The 19,794-nt window shown below is 43.0% G+C and carries 18 protein-coding genes; 14 read left to right on the forward strand and 4 right to left on the reverse strand.

The genetic code is table 11. From position 1 onward, the window contains the following. Positions 1 to 6: 6 nt before the first annotated feature. The 7 genes from AC0TWI_RS19770 to AC0TWI_RS19800 all read left to right on the forward strand — a co-directional run bounded on the left by AC0TWI_RS19770 (position 7) and on the right by AC0TWI_RS19800 (position 8,672). Positions 7 to 1,596 (forward strand): PTS transporter subunit EIIC, encoded by a 1,590-nt coding sequence (locus tag AC0TWI_RS19770; protein WP_488128059.1) that lies wholly within the window; start codon positions 7 to 9, stop codon positions 1,594 to 1,596. A 25-nt stretch (positions 1,597 to 1,621) separates the two neighbouring features. Continuing rightward, positions 1,622 to 2,356 carry a glucosamine-6-phosphate deaminase gene (locus tag AC0TWI_RS19775; RefSeq protein ID WP_488128060.1) on the forward strand — a complete coding sequence of 245 codons (735 nt, stop codon included), beginning with the start codon at positions 1,622 to 1,624 and terminating at the stop codon, positions 2,354 to 2,356. A 170-nt stretch (positions 2,357 to 2,526) separates the two neighbouring features. Continuing rightward, entirely contained in the window at positions 2,527 to 3,693 is a 1,167-nt protein-coding gene (locus AC0TWI_RS19780; protein ID WP_488128061.1) for an ROK family transcriptional regulator, read from the forward strand. Positions 3,694 to 3,940: 247 nt separating this feature from the next. Next, positions 3,941 to 4,675: a glucosamine-6-phosphate deaminase gene (locus tag AC0TWI_RS19785; protein WP_488128062.1), complete on the forward strand. Its 735-nt coding sequence runs from the start codon at positions 3,941 to 3,943 to the stop codon at positions 4,673 to 4,675. 104 nt (positions 4,676 to 4,779) lie between these two features. Continuing rightward, entirely contained in the window at positions 4,780 to 5,748 is a 969-nt protein-coding gene (locus tag AC0TWI_RS19790) for an ROK family glucokinase (RefSeq protein ID WP_488128063.1), read from the forward strand. 74 nt (positions 5,749 to 5,822) lie between these two features. Next, a complete protein-coding gene (locus AC0TWI_RS19795) occupies positions 5,823 to 7,193 on the forward strand; it encodes an MFS transporter (protein WP_488128064.1) in 1,371 nt (456 codons plus the stop codon). A gap of 12 nt (positions 7,194 to 7,205) precedes the next feature. Beyond that, positions 7,206 to 8,672, forward strand: coding sequence for a M81 family metallopeptidase (locus AC0TWI_RS19800; RefSeq protein ID WP_488128065.1), 1,467 nt, complete (start codon positions 7,206 to 7,208; stop codon positions 8,670 to 8,672). A gap of 70 nt (positions 8,673 to 8,742) precedes the next feature. Here AC0TWI_RS19800 and AC0TWI_RS19805 read toward each other — a convergent pair whose 3' ends face one another. From AC0TWI_RS19805 to AC0TWI_RS19815, 3 genes are read right to left on the reverse strand one after another with little or no spacing between them, the layout of a single operon-like run. Further along, the gene (locus AC0TWI_RS19805) at positions 8,743 to 9,108 is read right to left on the reverse strand and encodes a cupin domain-containing protein (RefSeq protein ID WP_488128066.1); all 366 of its coding nucleotides are present in this window, start codon (positions 9,106 to 9,108) and stop codon (positions 8,743 to 8,745) included. A gap of 22 nt (positions 9,109 to 9,130) precedes the next feature. Then, entirely contained in the window at positions 9,131 to 10,693 is a 1,563-nt protein-coding gene (gene lsrK / locus AC0TWI_RS19810) for an autoinducer-2 kinase (protein ID WP_488128067.1), read from the reverse strand. A 20-nt stretch (positions 10,694 to 10,713) separates the two neighbouring features. After that, on the reverse strand, positions 10,714 to 11,637 hold the full coding sequence (locus AC0TWI_RS19815) for a sugar-binding transcriptional regulator (RefSeq protein ID WP_488128068.1): 924 nt from the start codon (positions 11,635 to 11,637) through the stop codon (positions 10,714 to 10,716). A 463-nt stretch (positions 11,638 to 12,100) separates the two neighbouring features. Here AC0TWI_RS19815 and AC0TWI_RS19820 point away from each other — a divergent pair, with 463 nt between their 5' ends. From AC0TWI_RS19820 to fba, 7 genes are all read left to right on the forward strand, one after another. Further along, positions 12,101 to 13,606: a sugar ABC transporter ATP-binding protein gene (locus AC0TWI_RS19820; protein ID WP_488128069.1), complete on the forward strand. Its 1,506-nt coding sequence runs from the start codon at positions 12,101 to 12,103 to the stop codon at positions 13,604 to 13,606. Continuing rightward, on the forward strand, positions 13,593 to 14,606 hold the full coding sequence (locus tag AC0TWI_RS19825) for an ABC transporter permease (protein WP_488128070.1): 1,014 nt from the start codon (positions 13,593 to 13,595) through the stop codon (positions 14,604 to 14,606). The genes AC0TWI_RS19820 and AC0TWI_RS19825 overlap by 14 nt, the downstream gene beginning before the upstream one ends. Further along, positions 14,596 to 15,585, forward strand: a complete 990-nt coding sequence (locus AC0TWI_RS19830) for an ABC transporter permease (protein ID WP_488128071.1) — start codon at positions 14,596 to 14,598, stop codon at positions 15,583 to 15,585. Before AC0TWI_RS19825 ends, AC0TWI_RS19830 begins: the two co-directional genes overlap by 11 nt. A gap of 19 nt (positions 15,586 to 15,604) precedes the next feature. Next, entirely contained in the window at positions 15,605 to 16,675 is a 1,071-nt protein-coding gene (gene lsrB / locus AC0TWI_RS19835; protein ID WP_488128072.1) for an autoinducer 2 ABC transporter substrate-binding protein LsrB, read from the forward strand. A 45-nt stretch (positions 16,676 to 16,720) separates the two neighbouring features. Continuing rightward, positions 16,721 to 17,614 (forward strand): 3-hydroxy-5-phosphonooxypentane-2,4-dione thiolase, encoded by an 894-nt coding sequence (lsrF, locus tag AC0TWI_RS19840; protein ID WP_488128073.1) that lies wholly within the window; start codon positions 16,721 to 16,723, stop codon positions 17,612 to 17,614. 66 nt (positions 17,615 to 17,680) lie between these two features. After that, on the forward strand, positions 17,681 to 18,190 hold the full coding sequence (locus tag AC0TWI_RS19845; RefSeq protein WP_488128074.1) for a type 1 glutamine amidotransferase domain-containing protein: 510 nt from the start codon (positions 17,681 to 17,683) through the stop codon (positions 18,188 to 18,190). An 18-nt stretch (positions 18,191 to 18,208) separates the two neighbouring features. After that, positions 18,209 to 19,066 (forward strand): class II fructose-1,6-bisphosphate aldolase, encoded by an 858-nt coding sequence (gene fba / locus AC0TWI_RS19850; protein ID WP_488128075.1) that lies wholly within the window; start codon positions 18,209 to 18,211, stop codon positions 19,064 to 19,066. Positions 19,067 to 19,669: 603 nt separating this feature from the next. Here the strand turns inward: fba and AC0TWI_RS19855 are convergent. Next, positions 19,670 to 19,794: transposase (locus AC0TWI_RS19855; RefSeq protein WP_488127908.1), on the reverse strand; the 125-nt coding region annotated here is incomplete at its 5' end.

Consider the following 19,794-nt stretch of genomic DNA (forward strand, 5'->3'; position numbering starts at 1 on the left):
AAGAAGATGAGAACGAGTATCCAGAAATTCGGAAAAACGTTAATGGGACCTTTATCCATCATCGTGGCCTCAGGGTTGCTATTAGGGATTGTGTCCATTTTACAAAACCCGTCCCTTGTCGGTGAAACCATTGCAAACGCTGTTATGATGCAAAATTTCATAAATGGAGTCCGAGCGATTGTCTCGATGATGTTTGCTTTGCTGCCGATTTTATTTGCCATCTCGGTTGCCACGGGGCTGGCGAAAGAGGATAAGGAAATAGCAGGTTTTGCCGTAGTAATCGCTTTTGTTATATTTCATGTTGTGATTGGCTATTTGTTAAGTTTGAAAGGGATCACGGCTGATACTACTTCAGTTGAACATCTCATCAAGCAGGGCTTGACGCAAATTCATGCGTTTGAAATTTCAAATGCTTATGAAACAATGCTAGGTGTGTTCACGTATCGGATGGGAGTGTTCGGAGGGATTATTGTCGGCCTATGGACTGCTTTTATCCACAATAAGTACCATACGCAACAACTGCCTACCGCATTTAGCTTCTTCAGCGGAAATCGTTTTGTTCCGATCATGATTATTGTTACGATTCCGTTCATTTCGATTTTGACATTCTTTATTTGGCCGTATTTCAACAGCGCCATCAATGGGCTGGGTGGCTTGATCAGCAAGTCCGGTGCTTTCGGAACGTTCCTATATGGATTCTCGGAACGGCTGCTGATTCCAACTGGATTGCATCACGTATTAAACCAGTTGATCCGTTTTACTCCAATCGGCGGAACAGCGGTTGTGGATGGGCAAACAGTATCAGGAGCCTTGACCATCTTCAATACTGCACTGGCATCACCAAACCCTGATATCGAGACGTTAAGACATGCAACACGCTTCTTGACACAAGGAACCCATCCGTTCATGGTATTTGGTTTGCCTGCTGCCTGCTTTGCGATGTACAAAACATCTTATCTGGCACAACGTCCAAAAGTGAAGGGGATGCTGCTTGCATCTGCATTGACCGCTTTTGTCACAGGTATTACTGAACCGATCGAGTTTGCGTTCATTTTCATCTCTCCAGTTCTTTGGATATTCCATGCCTTCATGGCGGGATTGTCATTCTTCCTGATGACGATTATGAATGTCGCTGTCGGGAACGCCGGGGGCGGAATGATCGACTTGACCATCTTCGGGATTTTGCAAGGTACGTATACAAAATGGTACCTGGTCGTTTTGGTTGGACTTGCTTATTCGGTTATTTACTACTATGTTTTCAAATTCGTCATTCTAAAGCTTGATGTGAAAACGCCTGGCAGAACAACGGATGCCGATTCAAGCGAAGAGGAAGAAGTAGAAGTATCGAATGACGGCGATCAATTCGGTGCCAATATCCTTAAAGCGTTAGGCGGAAAAGAAAATGTAGTGGAAATTGATAACTGTATCTCGAGATTGAGATTGGTTTTGGAGGATACGTCAGCAGTGAACGAATCCTTGTTAAAAGCAACGGGCTCGATGGGAATCGTAAAAATCGACCAGAAAAACATCCAAGTCGTTTATGGTCCAAAAGTGGAGCAGGCTGCACGATCGTTGAAAAAGGAAATGAAAAAGTAAAACCTTTGAGAGGGGAAATCTTTAAATGAAAACAATTTTTGTAAAAGACTACGCCGAAATGTCAAAAAAGGGTTACGAGTATATTAAAGAAGTGATCGAGACGAAAGAGGAGCCGGTTATCTCCATGACGACGGGCGGATCACCAAGAGGATTATTCACATTGCTCGTCAATGATATTAATAACGGATTGGACATCAGTAATACAACAATCATGAACTTAGATGAGTACATCGGCCCGAAAGACGCTGTTTATACGGTAAGAACTTTCATGTATGAAAATCTATATAACAAAATCGATGCGCAGCCTAAAAATATCTTTTTGATGGATGGGGAAACTGAAGACACAGATGAAGAGATTGCCCGATATAAAGCGATTCTTGATCAATATCCTAGGGATATTCAAGTATTAGGGTTAGGCACAAATGGCCATATCGGAGCAAACGAACCGGGAACGCCATTTGACTCGACGATGTTTTTGGCTCAGCATGATGAATCCACAATCGAAAGTACAATAAAAGGATATGGCATCACAAGAGAAGAAGCTCCAACTGAAATGCTGACACTCGGCTTTACAGAGATATTAGAGGCAGACAAAATCATCCTGCTTGTTTCCGGAAAGTCCAAAGCAGAAGCGGTAAAGGCTTTGCTGGAAGGTGAAATTACTCCAGATTGCCCTGCAACAGCGTTGCGAAATAGCGAGAACGCGATCGTCATTATTGATGAAGAAGCAGCATCGCTGTTGAAGGAAAACCAAAAATAATTTGAAATGAAGAGCAGTACAGATCTGTAAAAGATCTGTGCTGCTTTTTTTGCGTAAACAAAGTGAAGAAGAATCATCATGGAACCACTTAGATTTGACAATGGATAAGAAGTTCATCATATTGAAACTAAGTTTAATAAAGAGAAAGGCTAAGGAGCGGGAGTGAGTGTATGTCCACATTCAATTTGAAGTATGATCAAGGAAGAGTAAGGAAGTATCATTATTTTATGCTGTTGAGCTTGATTCAAAAGCATAAACAGATCTCAAGAACACAGTTAGCAGAATTAACGAAGATGAGCCATACGAGTATTGGGAAAATCATTAAGGAACTGATCAATGATGGACTAGTTCTCGAAGTTGGCCAAATAGAGGGTGAAGTGGGCAGGCGGGCGAAACTCTTGGAAATTAACCCGAATGGTTCTTTCATTATTGGTGTAGAAGTTGATTGGAACTCCATTAAAATAGCAGTTGTAGCTCTGAATGGAGAAATATTGAAAAAGAGATACGTTGATTTTGATGCCAAACAAGGGGCGGAGTCTACTTTAGACCGGATTGCGGATGAGATCTCCGCGTTGACGCTGCAAGTAGACCAAGCGGTCAGTGAAAAGATCATCGCTGTGGGAATCAGTATACCAGGACTGATTTCATGGCCAGAGGGCGAGGCTCTTATTGTTCCGCAATTTCATTGGGAGAACGTCCAAGTAAAAGCTTATTTGGAGAAGAAGATCGACTATATTGTATATGTCGACAACCACGTCCGGACCGTATTATTAGCGGAAAGCTTATTTGGAAATATGACTGACTTCGAGGATTGTGTTTGTGTTTACATAGGAAGTGGCGTAGGTGGTGCTGTGATGGTGAATGGGGAAATCTTACGCGGCCATCTTAACACGCTTGGAGAGATCGGGCACATAACAATGGAGCCGAATGGTGCCTTGTGCGATTGCGGAAGGTTAGGCTGTTTGCAGACGTATGTATGTTCTTCAGAAATCGAAAAGCAATCACAAAGGTCAATTGAAGAAGTATTTGCTGCCTATGATCGGCAGGATGAGTGGGCAGTGAAGCTCATAGAGCGCGCTCGAAATTATCTTTGCTTAACAATCGCCAATGTCATCTGTATGTATAATCCTAAGGGCGTGTTGCTGGCGGGGCCAATGCTGCAGGATTTTCCCATATTTCTAAAAGACATTGAGAAGATCACAAACAAATATGTCTGGCCTCCGCTAAACAATTCATTTCATCTGATACACCCAAGTATCGGAAAGGACAGCGGTGTCATCGGTGCCAGTGCTTTGGTGCTGAATGAATTTTTACGATTTACGAACGATGATATTTGAGGCATCAGGTAATACGGCGTCCAAAGTATCAATTTGTATGCACATTTAAAATAAGCCATTCTGATGGTTGCATATGAATTGGGTGGATGCTATAATTCCATTATTAAACTAAGTTTAATAATTAATGAGGAATGCGTTGTATATGACTATTAAAAATCGGTTTTTCATCAGTTTTACTCTTTATCCTTAAACTTAGTTTAATCCTGTTACACCTACTTTTAAAAAAACATATAAAGGAGCTAACAAGATGAATATCATTCAGGTCCGAGATTATAAAGAACTCTCTAAAGCCGCCTTTAACGTAATTGCGGAAACCCTAAAGCAAAATGAAAATGCAAGCATCAACACAACGACTGGGGCTAGTTATGATGGCACATTCGAACTGCTTGTAGAAGCGATTAACAACGATGAAATACATATCGAGAACTCAGTATTTACCAATCTGGATGAATACATTGCTGAAAGGGACAAGCCCTTTACAGTTTTTACGTATATGCACCAAAAATTTTATGATCTGATTAAAGTTCATCCGAAATACATTGGTCTTATGGATGGAAGCGTAGAAGATACAGATGCGGAAATTGCCCGTTACCGGAAGGTTCTTGATAACTATCCGCGTGATTTGCAGATTGTCGGGCTTGGGGTGAATGCGCATTTAGCTGCTAACGAACCAGGCACACCATTCAACTCCCGCTTGTTTGTTGCTGACAGTGACCAGTCCACAATTGAAAGCACAAAGGGGTACCATCACCTGACGGATGCAGAAGCTCCGACACAAATGATGACGATGGGCTTGGCTGATATTATGGAAGCGAAACATATCCTCGTGGCTTCATCCGGCGAAAGGAAAGCGGCAGCAGTGAAAGCTACCCTTGAAGGACCGATTCATGAAGAATGCCCTGCATCTATTTTACGAGCCCATCCAAATGTAACGTTTATTATGGATGATGCAGCTGCTTCACTGTTAGATAAAAAATACTAATCTATGTAAGCACCACGATCAGTGCCACAAGCAGACCATTCTCCGCACTTTTAGGCACTGATCGATATTCTTTTAAAAATGTTGTATGCAAGGGGGCGCCTTCAATGGCTCAAAGCATCATAGGGATTGATATCGGAGGGACCACAGTCAAACTGGGGTTTTTGACAGGCGGTGGCGAGGTTATTCACAAATGGGAAATTGCCACGAATAAGGAGAAGGAAGGCCAGTATATTCTAGACGAAATATGGAATTCAATATCCGATAAACTGACAGAGTACCAAATTGACAACGTTTTAGGGATAGGAGTCGGCGCTCCGGGTTTTGTTGACAAAACAACTGGAATCGTTTTCGAAGCGGTGAACATCGGCTGGAAAGACCTAGATCTGAGAAACGAGATGGAAAAGCGGTCGGGATTTCCGGTATATGTTGAAAATGACGTGAACCTAGTTGCCTTGGCTGAGAATTGGCTGGGAGCAGGGGACAATGCAAAAGAGCTTATCGCTATCTCCCTTGGGACAGGTGTGGGAAGCGGAATCATTGCAAATGGCGAGGTTGTAAATGGAATAAATGGCACAGCGGGAGAATTCGGACATATCATTGCCGATCCTGAAGGATACGCTTGTAATTGCGGCCGTACAGGCTGTCTGGATACAATTGCCTCGGCTACCGGAATTGTAAAACAAGCAATGGATAAAATTTCTGAAGATACCGAAAGTGATTTGGCCGTCATCTATCAAAAGCAAGGAGAAATAAGTGCAAAAGATGTATTTGATCTAGCAAAAAAGGGCGATACACTCTGTCAAGAAGTGATTAGCCGGACAACGGATCTACTCGGCTCCTTGCTGGCTAATGCTGCTATGATGATCAACCCGTCAAAGATCATTATCGGTGGGGGTGTATCAAAAGCGGGTCAGCAATTGCTTCAGCCAGTAACAGCGGCTTTTAAAAAGTACTCCTTGCCTAGAATTAGCAATGTCTGTGAAATTGAAATTGCACAATTGGGAAATGACGCCGGAATAATTGGAGCAGCATATTTGGTGCAGCAAGAAACCAAAAGTGCTTTGCACTTTTAGGAATAAAGAAAGCGCTTAACAGGGGATAGAGGAAGTCACTGATCAAGGATAACAAATAAGGGAGTGGGCAACCGATGAGTATACCGGTATTGCAGGAAACTAGTTATCAGCCAACTGCTCAGCAGTTGAGCTTAAAAGAAAAGATCAGCTACGGATATGGCGATATTGCTTCTAACTTTGTGTGGGGAATGGTGAACAGTTATCTGCTATTCTTCTATACAGATATTTTTGGGCTAGCGGCTGGAGCTGTAGGAACCTTATTTTTGATCACCCGTATTTTTGATGCATTGAACGATCCCTTAATGGGAGTTCTTGTTGACAAGACAAGCAGTAAGCATGGGAAAACACGGCCCTATCTGCTTTATGTGGCAATTCCTTTCGGTATTCTCAGTGTCATTACATTTATAACACCAAATTTTTCTGATACAGGAAAGCTGATTTACGCTTATATCACGTATGGGGTTTTGGGGATTGTTTATACAGCTATCAATATCCCTTATGGTGCTCTCATGCCGATGATGTCGAGGGACTCTAAGGAAAAAGGCGAATTAAACAGTTACCGTGCAATTGGCCGTTCAATTGGAGCCATCATCGTTGCTTCTATGACACTCCCTTTGGTGAAACTTCTTGGCGGAGGTAACCAGCAACTGGGCTTCCCGCTTGTCATGGCCATTTACTCTGTAATAGGCATTGTTCTCTTCTGGCTTACCTTTAAGTATTGCAAAGAACGAGTGCAGCCGCTTAAACAAGTGCAAGAAAAGACAAACGTGAAACGTTCTGTAAGCCAAATGTTTAAGAATAAATACTGGGTCCTTACGTCAGCAAACTCATTTCTTTGGTTTGTAAGACTGGGAATCATGAATGGTGTTCTCATTTATTATGTTAATTACGTATTGGAACAGCCTAATATGGTGCCTTACTACCTCACACTATTAAATGTTGCCAACTTGGCTGGAGGCTTCTTCGCCCTTTCGATTTTGCGAAAGTACAGCAGCCGCAATTCAAGCATGTTATTTTATGCTATCGCCGCCGTGCTGCTTGCGTCGCTTTATTTTGTGGATGGACAATCCGTTGCGTTATTCTCAATTATTTTCTTCGTTGCCAATATATTGATTGGATATGGAGACCCGGCAAATCTTACGATGCTTGGCGATACGATCGATTACCAGGAATATAAATTCGGTGAGCGTCCAGAAGGGCTGCTCGTATCAAGCTACAGCTTTTCTACGAAATTCGGTGTTGCGCTTGGATCCTCACTGCTTGCATATGCGCTGGGATGGGCTGGATACAATCCGGACGCGATTACGGATCAGGTGAAAAATATGATTATGATCCTAATGCTGGGATTGCCGATTTTGATTACGATTCTGCAGGTGATTGTATTATTCTTCTATAAATTGGATAAAGAGCATGCAAATATCGTTGAAGTATTGAAAAAGAACTGAGGGGGATGCAGAATGAAAGTTGTTGTAGGCTGCCTATATCATGAAACGAATACGTTTAATCCGATTCTAACTGGTATTGAAGATTTTGTTGTGGCGGAAGGCGAGGATGCTGCGGACCGCCTCGCGGGCACTCAGGTATTTAGGGAGAATGGCATTGAAGTAGTACCAAGTATTTATGCGACGGCATTGTCTTCCGGGATTGTAAAAAAAGAAGCATATCGATACTTTGCCGATAAATTCATCTCTACCTTAAAAGATCATCCGGATATCGATGGTATTTGGCTGCATTTGCATGGCGCAATGGTTGTAGAAGGCATCGGTTCAGGCGAGTTGGCACTAGTAAAAGAAATTCGTGAATGTGCAGGCCCTGATATTCCGATCTCCCTTACAATGGATATACACGGAAATATCGCAGTAGACTATCATAAGTACATTAACATCGTAAAGGCATACCGGACAGTACCGCACGTTGATCAGCTCGATGTCGAGAGAGAGACCGCACAATTATTAGTAAATTGCCTAAAGAACAAAACGAAGATCAAGCCTGCATTCACTCGATTGCCAATGATCATCCCAGGTGAAAAAGCACTTGGCAAAAGCGAGCCGCTTCGCTCGATCTTTGAAAAGCTATACGAAGTTGAGAAAATTGAAGGCATCTCAACAGCATCATTCTTCATTTGTCATGCTTGGAGTGATTCGGAAAATACAGCGTCCTCGATCTTTGTAATTCCTGAGTCCGAAGAGTACCAGGATGTGGCTGAGAAGGTGAAGGAAGATTTGGCTGATTATGTATTCAGCAAACGCCATGAATTTGATTTTGACGCTGTCGTACTTGATCCGGAAACATCGGTGGAAAGAGCGTTAGCAGAACAAAAAAAGCCAGTCTTCATATCCGACTCTGGAGATAATACAACAGCCGGAGCCATCGGGATGAGCACAGTCCTTCTCGATATATTTAAAAATAAAGATCTGCGGGAAAAGAAAGTACTCATTTCCGCCATTAATGACTTGCAGGCATATGAAAAGTTAAATGCTTGTGAAGTAGGAGAAGAAGTATCGGCGGAAGTTGGTTCGAGGTTTGACGAAAATAGCCAACCGGTTTTAATAGAAGGAATACTCAAATCAAAGGGCGATCTTCTAGGCTACTTAAATGCGACAGAAGACAAAGTGGGAGAGGTATGCACAGTTTCTAGCGGCAATCTGGATGTGGCCGTTGCAAATCGGGGAGAATCATTTATTACGTTAAATCACTTTGCGCGTGCTGGATTGGAATGGGAGGACTACGATATAATCATAGTAAAGCAGGGCTACTTGTTTGATGAGTTAAGTGAAGTCTCTAAATTGGACATTCTTTCAATGACCCCTGGAGCAACATATCAACGGATCGAGAATATCGATTACAAACATGTACCAAGACCGCTATTCCCTCTGGATCAATTGGAAAATAGAGCAGGTGTCTCCAAGGAACTTCAATCCTGAATAGAAGGAGATGAAAGAATCCGGTTGCATACAGCAACCGGATTCTTTTTGATTACGAAAGTGCAGCTTTTCAGTTTGCCAGATTGGCATACGGCTGATAATCCACTTCAACCTTGTCGCTTTCTTGGAAAGGGGAGAGCATGAAGGCCGCCTTAAAGTCCGTGTTTCCTTTATTGATAAGATAATGGACTTTTTTCGGTTCGACATGGATGAAGTCTCCTTTCATACACTGGAACACTTCTCCGTCAATGTGTATCTCGAGTTCTCCTTCTAATATGAAGAAGTTTTCCTCCATGATATTGTGGTAGTGAGCAGTAAAGTCCTCTCCGGGTTTCAAGACGACAATACCAAAGTTCATTCTTGGCCCCCGCTGTAAATATTTTGGTCCACTGTCCCCGAACCGATACTCTCTGTCTTTTTCATTGATTATTGACATCTTCAACACTCCTTCTCCTTGTTTAAAGCCCAGGAGCAATCCACATATGCTCCGTGACGCCTTTATCGGCAAGTACTAATTGATTTGTATACACTTCTTCCCACTTATAATAGAGTTGATCATAGACCTTGCTGTTTTCTTCAATTGGCCAATAGGTTTTGTCTATTTTCACCACCTTTGAAATAGCGTCTTTAAAGTTTGTGTAGACACCGGCTCCGACCCCGGCACAGATTGCTGCTCCCAATGCAGTCGATTCTCGGACAATCGGCACGACGATTGGGATTTTTAAAACATCGGCTAGAATTTGACACCAAAGTTCGCTTTTCGAGGCGCCGCCAGCAAAGATAACTGTATCAGGAGAGGTATTGGTAATCTGGCTTACTGATTCGATATTTCCTCTCGTCACGATTGCAGCATTCTCCATGATGGCCCGATAAAAAGTTGCTTTATTGTATTTAAAAGAATCTAACTTAAAATTCAAAAAACTCGGAGCGGCGTGCCGCCATGAAATGTAATTCATCTTGTCTGAGAATGTGCTCATCATTCCATGACTTCCAACTGGAACATCACGTGCGCGTTTTTCCATTTGTACGTAAATGCTTTCGCCTGTCTCTTTTTCTAAATACTTTTCCAAGTCGCAGAAGCTGTCTCTAAACCAGCGCATTACCAATCCCGGGAAGAAAGCAATTGCTTCGTACTGCCAAGTGCCGGGGACGGCATGGCAGTTTATTCTCACTCTGCAGTGTTCATCCACCTTTAATTGTTGTGTTGTGTATTCATATTGCCAAAAGCTCCCGCCTAAAACTGCGGCATCGCCCTCGCTGATAGCGCCCATTCCGATGCAGCCCAGCTGCGCATCGCCGCCTCCTGCTACTACGAGAGTTTTTGGGCTAAGTCCTGTAACCGCTGCCATTTTAGTGCTTACATTCCCGATTTTGGTACCGCTTTCATTAACGACCGGATAAATATCTGTTTTCAGCCCGACTTTTCCTGCGATAGATGGATCCCATGCTCTGGTTTCCAAGTTAAACAAGCCTGTTGTGCAGCCATTGGATGGTTCTACTGAAAGAACATCGCAAAGTCGATAGGTTATCCAATCATTTAGCATCGTGACATACCGAACCTTTTCGTATGTCTCTGGGATATTGTTCTTCACCCAGAGAATTCTCGGGATGGCTCCGAGCGAGAAGGTTTGCCCGGAGACATGATAAACTTCTTTTTCAATCCCTTCCTTTATACGATGAAGTTCGGATACTTCCTGAACAGATCGGGAATCGACATTTGCACACGCCCATAATTCTTTACCATTTTCATCATATAAAACAATCGCTTCACGCATGCTGGTTGTGGAGATGGCTTCTATGCTGGAGGGATCTACCTTCGTAACGTTCAACGTTTCCTTGATCAGACCAACGATGATTTCCATATTTGTTTCGACATCAAAATCCATGGAGCCGGGATATCGGATATCTTCTTTGTGCGTCCACTCTGCCTGCGAAACATGCAATTCATTACCGAGAGTGTCAAATAAGATGACTCTCACACTCCCGGTTCCTGCATCAATGGCCATTAGATACGTTTCCATCTTGATCTTCCTTTCATTAATTATTCATCAACCAAGCTTTGGGCCACTCTTTCATCTGTTATCAAAACATCGATGTATCCCCCTTTTAGTGCGCCGATAATCGCTTCTCTTTTCTCCAATCCTCCGGCTACGGCCACTACATGATTCAGTTCCTTCAATAATTGAATATCTGTACTGATTAGTTTGTTATGGAGATCCAGATCTAAAACATTTCCATCAATATCATAAAATTGGCTGAGCAGATCTCCGGCAGCTCCTTTTGACTTCAGGATTTCCATATCGGTGATGCTAAGCAACCCTTCTTTGACGAGCGTTGCCCGGTCATTTAGTGCGCCGATGCCGATCACGGTAATATTCGAATGTGGAATCATCTCAAAGATGTTCTCAATCGGCTTTTCTTTTGCCAATTGATCTGAGAGTTCTTTCGTAGAAACCATCAGTGGAGATGGGATCACATAATGCTTGTAATTTGGATTCGTATAGTAATCAGAATCCTGATCAATCGCAGTCGGCATGTAAAACTTTACACCGCCCGACAATGAAACAAATGTCACCTTATACTTTGTGGATATGTTCAAATGGCCAAGTGTTCTGGAAACCGCTTCTCCATAGCCGACATTGATCATCGTATCGCCTGTCACCCTGTCTTCTATATATTGGGCTGCAGCAACGGTCAGGCTGGCTGGAATATCTTTGTTGGAAGGCGGGACAATGTAGATGTCCTCAAGGCCATATTTTTCTTTTATTTGTTGCTCTAATGCCATATTGCCGCTTTCATTCATGTTGATTTTAAATTGAATCACTTTATTTGATTTCGCTTTTTCAAGATATTTGATCACCTTCATTCTTGATAGATTCATCGCCTCTGCGATTTCGTTCTGAGTCATTCCTTCGTTGTAGTAGCTCCACGCAATCTTTGCAATTAAATTATTTTCGTATGTCATACTAATCCTCTTTACATTGGTATTTTTTAGCTTTCGCTATGATCTTTATAGTAAACCAAATACATATTTCTACAACCCGCAAACAGCTTGTCAACTTTAACACACAGAAACAGTTTGCTGCTACTTTCTTTCTAGAAAAAGATGCTGGGTAATGGTAATGAAAAGAAACACTTATGTTTTTGTTTGAAACAAATATATCAGTAATTTTTTGAATCGTCAATAATGTCTCTGAAATAAAAACGCAATATTATTCAATAAGAAAGCGATTAAGTTCATGGTTTATATAATAAAGTAGAGAATAATAAATCTATATTCATTATATTCCCTATATTAAAACAAAACAAAAAATGAATAAAAATATGCTTGATAAATAAAATGTTGTGAACTATAATGAAATCAAATTAATAGAAAGCGGTTACAAACAGGTTCTTTTTTAATTGAAAAATAGATAGGAGGGGTCGGTATGAAAACAAAAAGGCTAATCAATCTAGAGAACATCCATAAGTCCTTTAACCACAACAAAGTGCTGAAAGGTGTTTCCTTGGATCTAAATGAGTCAGAGGTTATCTCCATTATTGGGGGCAACGGTGCTGGGAAAAGCACATTAATGAAAATTCTCACTGGTGTACACAAGGTTGACATCGGCACTATTGAAATAAATGGAGAAAAACTGGAACAGTACACTCCAATAGCAGCACATGAAAAAGGGGTATACCTTGTCCCGCAAGAGCCGCTCCTATTTCCGAATATGACAGTTGAGCAAAACATTTCTATCGGGTTAAACAAAAGCAAGCAGCAAATAAGAGAGGAAACAAAGCGCATTTTCGCTGAATTGGGATGGGATTTAGAGTTGAACAGACTTGCAGCCTCGCTAACAATCGCTGAGCAGCAGCAACTTGAGATTGTAAAGGGGCTCCTGAGAAAGGCAAGGGTCCTAATTTTGGATGAGCCTACAAGTGCTTTGACCTTTTCTGAAACAAAGTCGCTGTTTAAGGTCATCGAAAAGCTGAAGGCTGAAGGAGTGGGAATTTTTTATATCACCCACCGTTTGGATGAGGTTTTTGAGATTTCTACTCATGCTGTAATTTTGAGGGATGGAAAGGTGACGCTTAAAGGGGAGATTAAAAGATTTACAAAAGACATGCTGATTCAAGGGCTATTGCCAGAAGGCAGTGAGAAGCAGCATTCACGGTATGAAAAGAAATTGAGGGATCATTTAAAGGAAGCACCGGTTTTGCGTGTCGAACAAATATCTGGAGATGGGTTTAAGGATATTAGCTTCCATGTATATAAAGGAGAAGTGGTCGGGCTGGCAGGACTGGTTGGTGCGGGGAGGACAGAGATAGCGGAAGCCATCTATGGAATTGCACCGATCACAAGTGGAAACGTGTATTTGAATGATAAGGATATTACCAAGATGGGGATTAACGAAACGGTTAACAATGGGTTGGCCTATATTCCAGAGGATCGATTTCTCCATGGCATCTTCTCCATCAGTTCGGTTAAAAACAATATTACAGCTCAGGTAATCAAGCGAAAAGGAATGTTTATTAATAGTAGATACGAAGAAGAGGTAACCAAGAAATTTGTGGATAAGCTAAGTATTAAGATTGCAAGTGAAGACCAGGAAATCAAGTCGCTGTCTGGTGGTAATCAGCAAAAGGCAGTAATCGCGAGAATCCTTTCAACGAATCCTCAATTAATCATTATGGATGAGCCGACTAGAGGAATTGATGCTGCGGCAAGAAGTGATATTTATTCAATTATTACAGAATTAAAGGAGCAAGGTTTTTCGATCCTGCTCATTTCCTCAGACTTAGAAGAAATCGAGGTTATCAGCGACAGGGTCTATGCGATCTATCGTGGAACATGCAATGCCTGTCTGGGAGTCGAAGAAATCAATGCAGCCAACTTGATGAAAGCTGCTTTTGGAACTTATGGGGGAAGTGAAGCGTATGCCAACATTTAAATACATTGCTAGTCGAAGAGAGTTCAGAACATTCTTGTTTTTAGCTGCCATCTTCATTATTGTAGGCATGATCAATCCCGACTTTCTTTCCATTAGCACCCTTCATAATGCCATAAAGAGCAGCCTTCTCTATATTGTTCTGGCGATTGGGCTGACATTTGTGCTTCTCACCGGCAATATTGATATTTCTATTGGAGGTACATTGGGACTGAGTGCTGCTGTCAGCGGAATGATACTAAAAAGTGGCGGGTCGGTTTTCTTGGCAATACTGGCTTCTGTTGCTATCGGAGCAACGATAGGTCTAATCAATGGGCTTGGTGTGACTAGATTAAAAGTCTCTTCCTTTATTATGACGCTTGGCATGTTGGAGATCACAAGGGTTTTTCATGTGATGTATACAGATGGCAGATGGGTGGAAAATCTGCCGAGCACATTCAAACGCATATCCCAGACAACTGTTTTTGGGATTAATCTGCTGACGATACTAGTTGTTATCGCTCTCATACTGATCCACTTGTATTTGACGAAAAGCAGACGGGGGCGATATTTTTCAGCGATTGGAGATAACGAGGAAGGGGCTGTCCTGTTAGGAATCCGGGTGAAGCGGTATATCACGTATTCCTTTGTCATTTCGGGTGTATGCGCATCGCTTGCCGGCCTGATTTTTGCCAGTCAAATCGGCTTTATTTCCACGACTGCTGGACGGGGAATTGAAATGACTGTGATCGCAGCTGCGGTATTGGGAGGCGTTTCATTGAGTGGTGGTGTCGGCTCCGTCATTGGAGCTGGGATCGGCGCAGTCATTATGATTTCTATCAATTCAGCGCTGGTTTTTATGAAAGTACCTGCCTTTTGGAATGATGCGATTTCCGGATCCCTGCTCATTGTGATTGTTGTCAGCGATGCAGTACTGACAAGAAGAGCGAGCAAAAAGACGAAAAAAGATCGATTGCGGGCTAGAGTGCTTCAAGAGGAGATGACAGTCAAATATGCTAAATAAATTTTCGAAGTGGAACCTTGCGTTAGTGGCGGTTTTGTTGGCGGAGATCATCATTTTCGGACTAATTAATCCCCGCTTTTGGAACGTATCCATCCTGTTGGGCAGCTTTAATGACTTTGTCGGAATCGCAATCATCGGTTTTTTTGTCACTTTTGTGATGATTACCGGTGGGATTGACATCTCCGGTGGTTCTATTATCGGTTTAACTTCCGTGGTGGTTGGAATTCTGTCCCAATTGCTGGGACTCAATATGTGGCTCGCCGCCATAGCCGCCATTCTTGTTGGAGGTCTTTGTGGATTGCTGAATGGGGTACTGATCGCTTACTTTCGTGTTCAGGCGATGGTCATAACCTTAGGTGGGATGCTTTTATATAGTGGGATCGCGATTGTGCTGGTCGGCCTGTCGGGTGCAAGCGCCTATGAGGGCATCTCCGGTTTCTCGCAAAGCTTTAGCAATCTGGCATACGGAACTGTTCTTGGCATTCCCAATTCTGTGATTCTTTTTATCGCCATGTTTGTAATTGCATACGTCCTGCTCCATATGACGAAGTATGGGAGATTCATATTCTTAACAGGAATCAATCAAAATGCTGCTGATTACTCCGGCATCGATACTAGAAAAGTGATTGCAAGCACGTATGTCTTATCCGGCCTGAGTGCGGGGATTGCGGGAATCATGCTCACATCTTATCTCGGAAGTGCAAGGGCTGATTTCGGTGCAGAGTACTTAATGTCGATTCTGACAGTGGTTGTTCTTGGCGGTACGTTAATTACTGGAGGTAAAGGAGGTGTTGTAGGCACAGCGTTGGCAAGTGTCATTGTAGGCTTTTTGCAAATAGGACTGCAAATGGGGGGAGTCTCTACACAATTTATCGGGCTGGCTACAGGGTTGCTCCTGATCGTATCAGTCGCGCTTCTAGGAATTTCTGCTGAATTCAAAGGCAATATGAAACGATTGTTTAAACCAAAAACAGTATAAAGCCAGGAGGGAAGGAAAAATGAAGAAAAAGAAAATGCTATCGATGCTTACTGGATTGATGTTATCGATCTCGCTCATGTCTGCCTGCAGTTCCGATGGGAGTGGCGCATCTGGGAAGGAGAAAAGTGCGAGCGATATTGAAGTCGTGTTCATTCCTAAGATGACGGGCAATGCTTTTTTTGAGTCTGGCAATGATGGTGCTCAGGCGATGGCAAAGGAAGTCGGTTTCAAAGTGAAATACGATGGAGCTCCTGAGGGAACGGTGGCAAACCAAGTACAGATTATAAACAGTGCGGTAAGCAGCGGTGCCGATGCGATTGCCATTTCATCTGTTTCATCGGATGGACTGAATCAGGCATTGAAAAAAGCATTGGACGCCGGGATTAAAGTTGTGACGTGGGACTCTGACGTAGATCCTCAATATCGCAGTGTCTATGTGAACCAAGGTACGCCCGAAATTTTAGGAACGATGCTTGTTGATATGGCAGCTGAGCAGATGGATGATCCGGATAGCGAGAAGCAGGTTGCTTGGTTCTACTCAAGTCCAACGGTTCCTGACCAAAATTCCTGGGTTGATTATGCTGAGAAATACATCAAAGAGAAGTATCCGAAGTGGGAGATCGTAACGAAGCAATTTGGCGAGGGAAATGAGCAGAAGTCGCTCCAAATCGGAGAAAGTATTTTGGAGTCTTACCCTGATATTGATGCAGTCATCTGTCCGGATTCCACTGCCCTGCCAGCGATGGCGCAAGCGGCGGAAAATAAAGGAAAGAACGCCGACGATGTAATCATTACAGGTTTTGCTTCACCTAATTCCATGAGGCAATTCATTGAAAACGGCACCATTACAAATCATGGTCTTTGGGATGTGACAGATCAAGGTGCGTTAGCTGTGTATGTCGCCTATTACTTGGCACAAGGAAATAAATTAGAAGTTGGCGGCAAAATTGATGTTCCGAATATGGGAGAAGTGACGGTCGAGCCAAACTCCGTACAAGGCTATGACTATGACGCAAAGGATTCCGGAATCATCATTTTACCTGAACGAATTGTATTCACAAAGGAAAATACAGGGGATTATGATTTCTGACGTAATTTCTTAAGAAAAGAAGAACTGAGAGGAGACATAAAAACAATGGCAGATATTATTGGAAACAAAAGTGCTAAGAATTTTTCAGAAGAGGTACCGTTCGCAAATGCAGGAGGGTTTCATGTAAAAGGGGCTGCAAACTTAGACTGGGGAATGAAGGATCGATTGTCCAGGATTTTCAGGCCGGATACAGGGAAAACCGTTATGCTGGCGTTTGACCATGGTTATTTTATGGGACCGACATCAGGCTTGGAAAGATTGGATCTTCTTATTCCGAAGTTAGCGAAACATGCGGATTGCCTGATGGGGACAAGGGGAGCAATCAGGACGAGTGTTCCTGCCGAGTACAATAAAGCGATCGCTCTCCGTGCATCGTCAGGCTCCAGTGTATTGCAGGATGACTTGAGCAGGGAATCTCTCGTTGTCGATATGGAAGATGCCATTAGAATGAATGCAAGTACGATTGCAATTCAGACTTTTATCGGGGCAGAAGGACAAAAAGAAACGATCGAAGCTTTAAATGAAGCGGTCAACCTAGGATTCAAATATTCAATCCCGACCATGGGAGTGGTAGCAGTCGGCAAGCAGATGGAACGTACTTCCCAGTTTTTCTTGCTGGCGACAAGGATGCTTGCTGAGTTTGGGGCGCAAATTGTGAAGACGTATTACTGTGATGATTTTGAAAAAGTGGCATCTGCTTGCCCTGTACCACTTGTAGTGGCTGGCGGAAAAAAAATCCCTGAAAGAGACGCTCTCTCACTTGCTTACAATTCGATCCAAGGGGGAGCGGCAGGAGTGGACATGGGGAGAAATATATTCCAATCTGCAAATCCGGTGGAAATGATCCAGGCAGTAAACAAAGTTGTCCATGAAGGATACACGGACAAGGAAGCATACGAGTTTTTCTTGGATATGACTAATGTAAAAGCTGAAGTGTGATATAAATAATTCGTATGAAAGCTTCTACTCTATGTAGAAGCTTTCATACTGATAGGAGAGAGACGAATGGCGAAAGTAGCATTCTTATTAGCACCTGATTATGAAGATTCAGAGATGGTGAACCCATATGAAGCGATGAAAAGAGCAGGTCATGAAACCACCATTGTTGGGAATGAAAAAGGCATCACGTGTAGGGGAAAGAAAGAAACAGTTTCATATGTAACTGAGTTGTCCAGTGCTGAGGCTTTGGCGGAAAACTTTGATGCAGTGATCATTCCGGGCGGTAATGCACCAGAGGAGTTAAGGGTCAATAGAGACACAGTAGAATTTATTAAACACATGCATGAAAATAACAAGGTTATCGCGGGCATCTGCCATGGACCTCAAGTCATGATTAGCGCCGGAATATTAGAGGGTGTAGAAGCCACCAGTTATATTGGAATTCGTGATGATCTGAAAAATAGCGGAGCATCTTTTTTGGATCAGGAAGTGGTAGTCAGCGGACACATTATTACTTCTAGAACACCAAAAGACGAACCGGCTTTTATAAGAGAAATTCTAGCAAAGCTTATCTAGGCGGAAGGAGGATCGTAAATGGCATTCGTACCTGTTAAAGAGATGATTGATCACGCGCTTAAAATGGGATATGCAGTCGGCCATTTTGATGTCCATAATCTAGAATGGATGCAAGCGGTGCTTGAAGCGGCAGAAGAGGAGAGGGCCCCTGCCATCATTGGCGTAACCGAGGATGCGGTTCGTTATTTTGGAGGATATTCGGTTGCTGTTACATTGGCCGCATCCCTCCTCCATGAGATGAACATTACCATTCCGGTCGCTCTTCATCTGGATCATGGGTCCAGCGTAGAAAGCTGTATAGCAGCCATTGATGCCGGATTTTCGTCTGTCATGATTGACGCGTCACATCACCCGTTTGAGGAGAATGTGAAGATTGTCAGTGAAGTCGTGGCTTATGCCCATCCTAAAGGAGTCACCGTTGAAGCGGAATTAGGAAGAATCGGCGGACAAGAAGGCAACGTCACGTCCAATCAACCCATCTATGCTGATCAGCAAGAATGTGAGGAACTGACAATGCGCACAAAGATTGATAGTCTTGCCCCGGCCCTCGGCTCCGCGCATGGACTGTACAAAGGAGAGCCGAAGCTCGATTTTGATAAAATGAAAAGCATTAGTGAATCCATCAGGATTCCTTTAGTTTTGCATGGTGCTTCCGGAATCCCTCCTGAGCTGATAAAAAAAGCTATTTCGCTCGGAACTGCAAAAATTAATGTGAATGCAGATAATCATCTCGCCTTCACCAAGGTGATCCGGGATTGTTTAGACAGCGACAAAGCTCTATACAATGCAGCGGATTATTTAGCGGCAGGAAGGCAGGCAGTGAAGCAAGCGGTAATTGAAAAAATAAAACTCTTCGGATCGTCGAACATGGGTTAGTAACGAATCGGGAATCCCGTTACTCAAGCGGTAGGCTGGGATTGTATGAAAGGTCCAGCACGGATCTGTAGAAGGATGACTTTCTCACATAGAGAAGGTCTTTTTTGCATGGGTGATTGGATAACGAAGTTTAAGTCCAAGGCTTATATAAAGGATGTAGTTACCGATATAAGTGGTGTAAAGGCTTCGAACCATTTTGAATGTCGAAGCAAAATAAACGGGATAAGGTATTGGAAAGAATGAAATCCCAAGAGGAGGGACAGATGGATATTGCAGCAATGTCCGTGGCGTTAAGCCTAGGGAATGTACAGCAGCAAGCTTCCATTTCTGTGATGAAAATGGGATGAATAGTGCGAAGCAAAACGGTGAAGCTTTGCAACAGCTGTTAAGCACGGCGGATCTAGCCGCCATGCAACGCGCCGCACAACCGCATCTTGGAGGGAATATTGATCTGAAGAGATAAGGAATGAAAAAGGCAGCCAACTTTGGCTGCTCAGAGTGTAGACAAAAGGGTTGGAAATCGATTTGATTTCCAACCCTTTTGTCATTTAGAAGCGATATTTATTAAAGATGAGCTGTCGTTTCCCATTGTACCCGATCCGATTACGCCATAACTGGCGTTTTCCATGTCCAGTTGGCCAGCTTCTTAAGGTTTAAAGCAGCAAAAGTCAGCATCGCCTGCATGGACAATTTTTTTAGCCCCCTAAGGGTTGTCCACCGCATGCCAT

This window comes from Lederbergia sp. B243.17, from assembly GCF_057657925.1.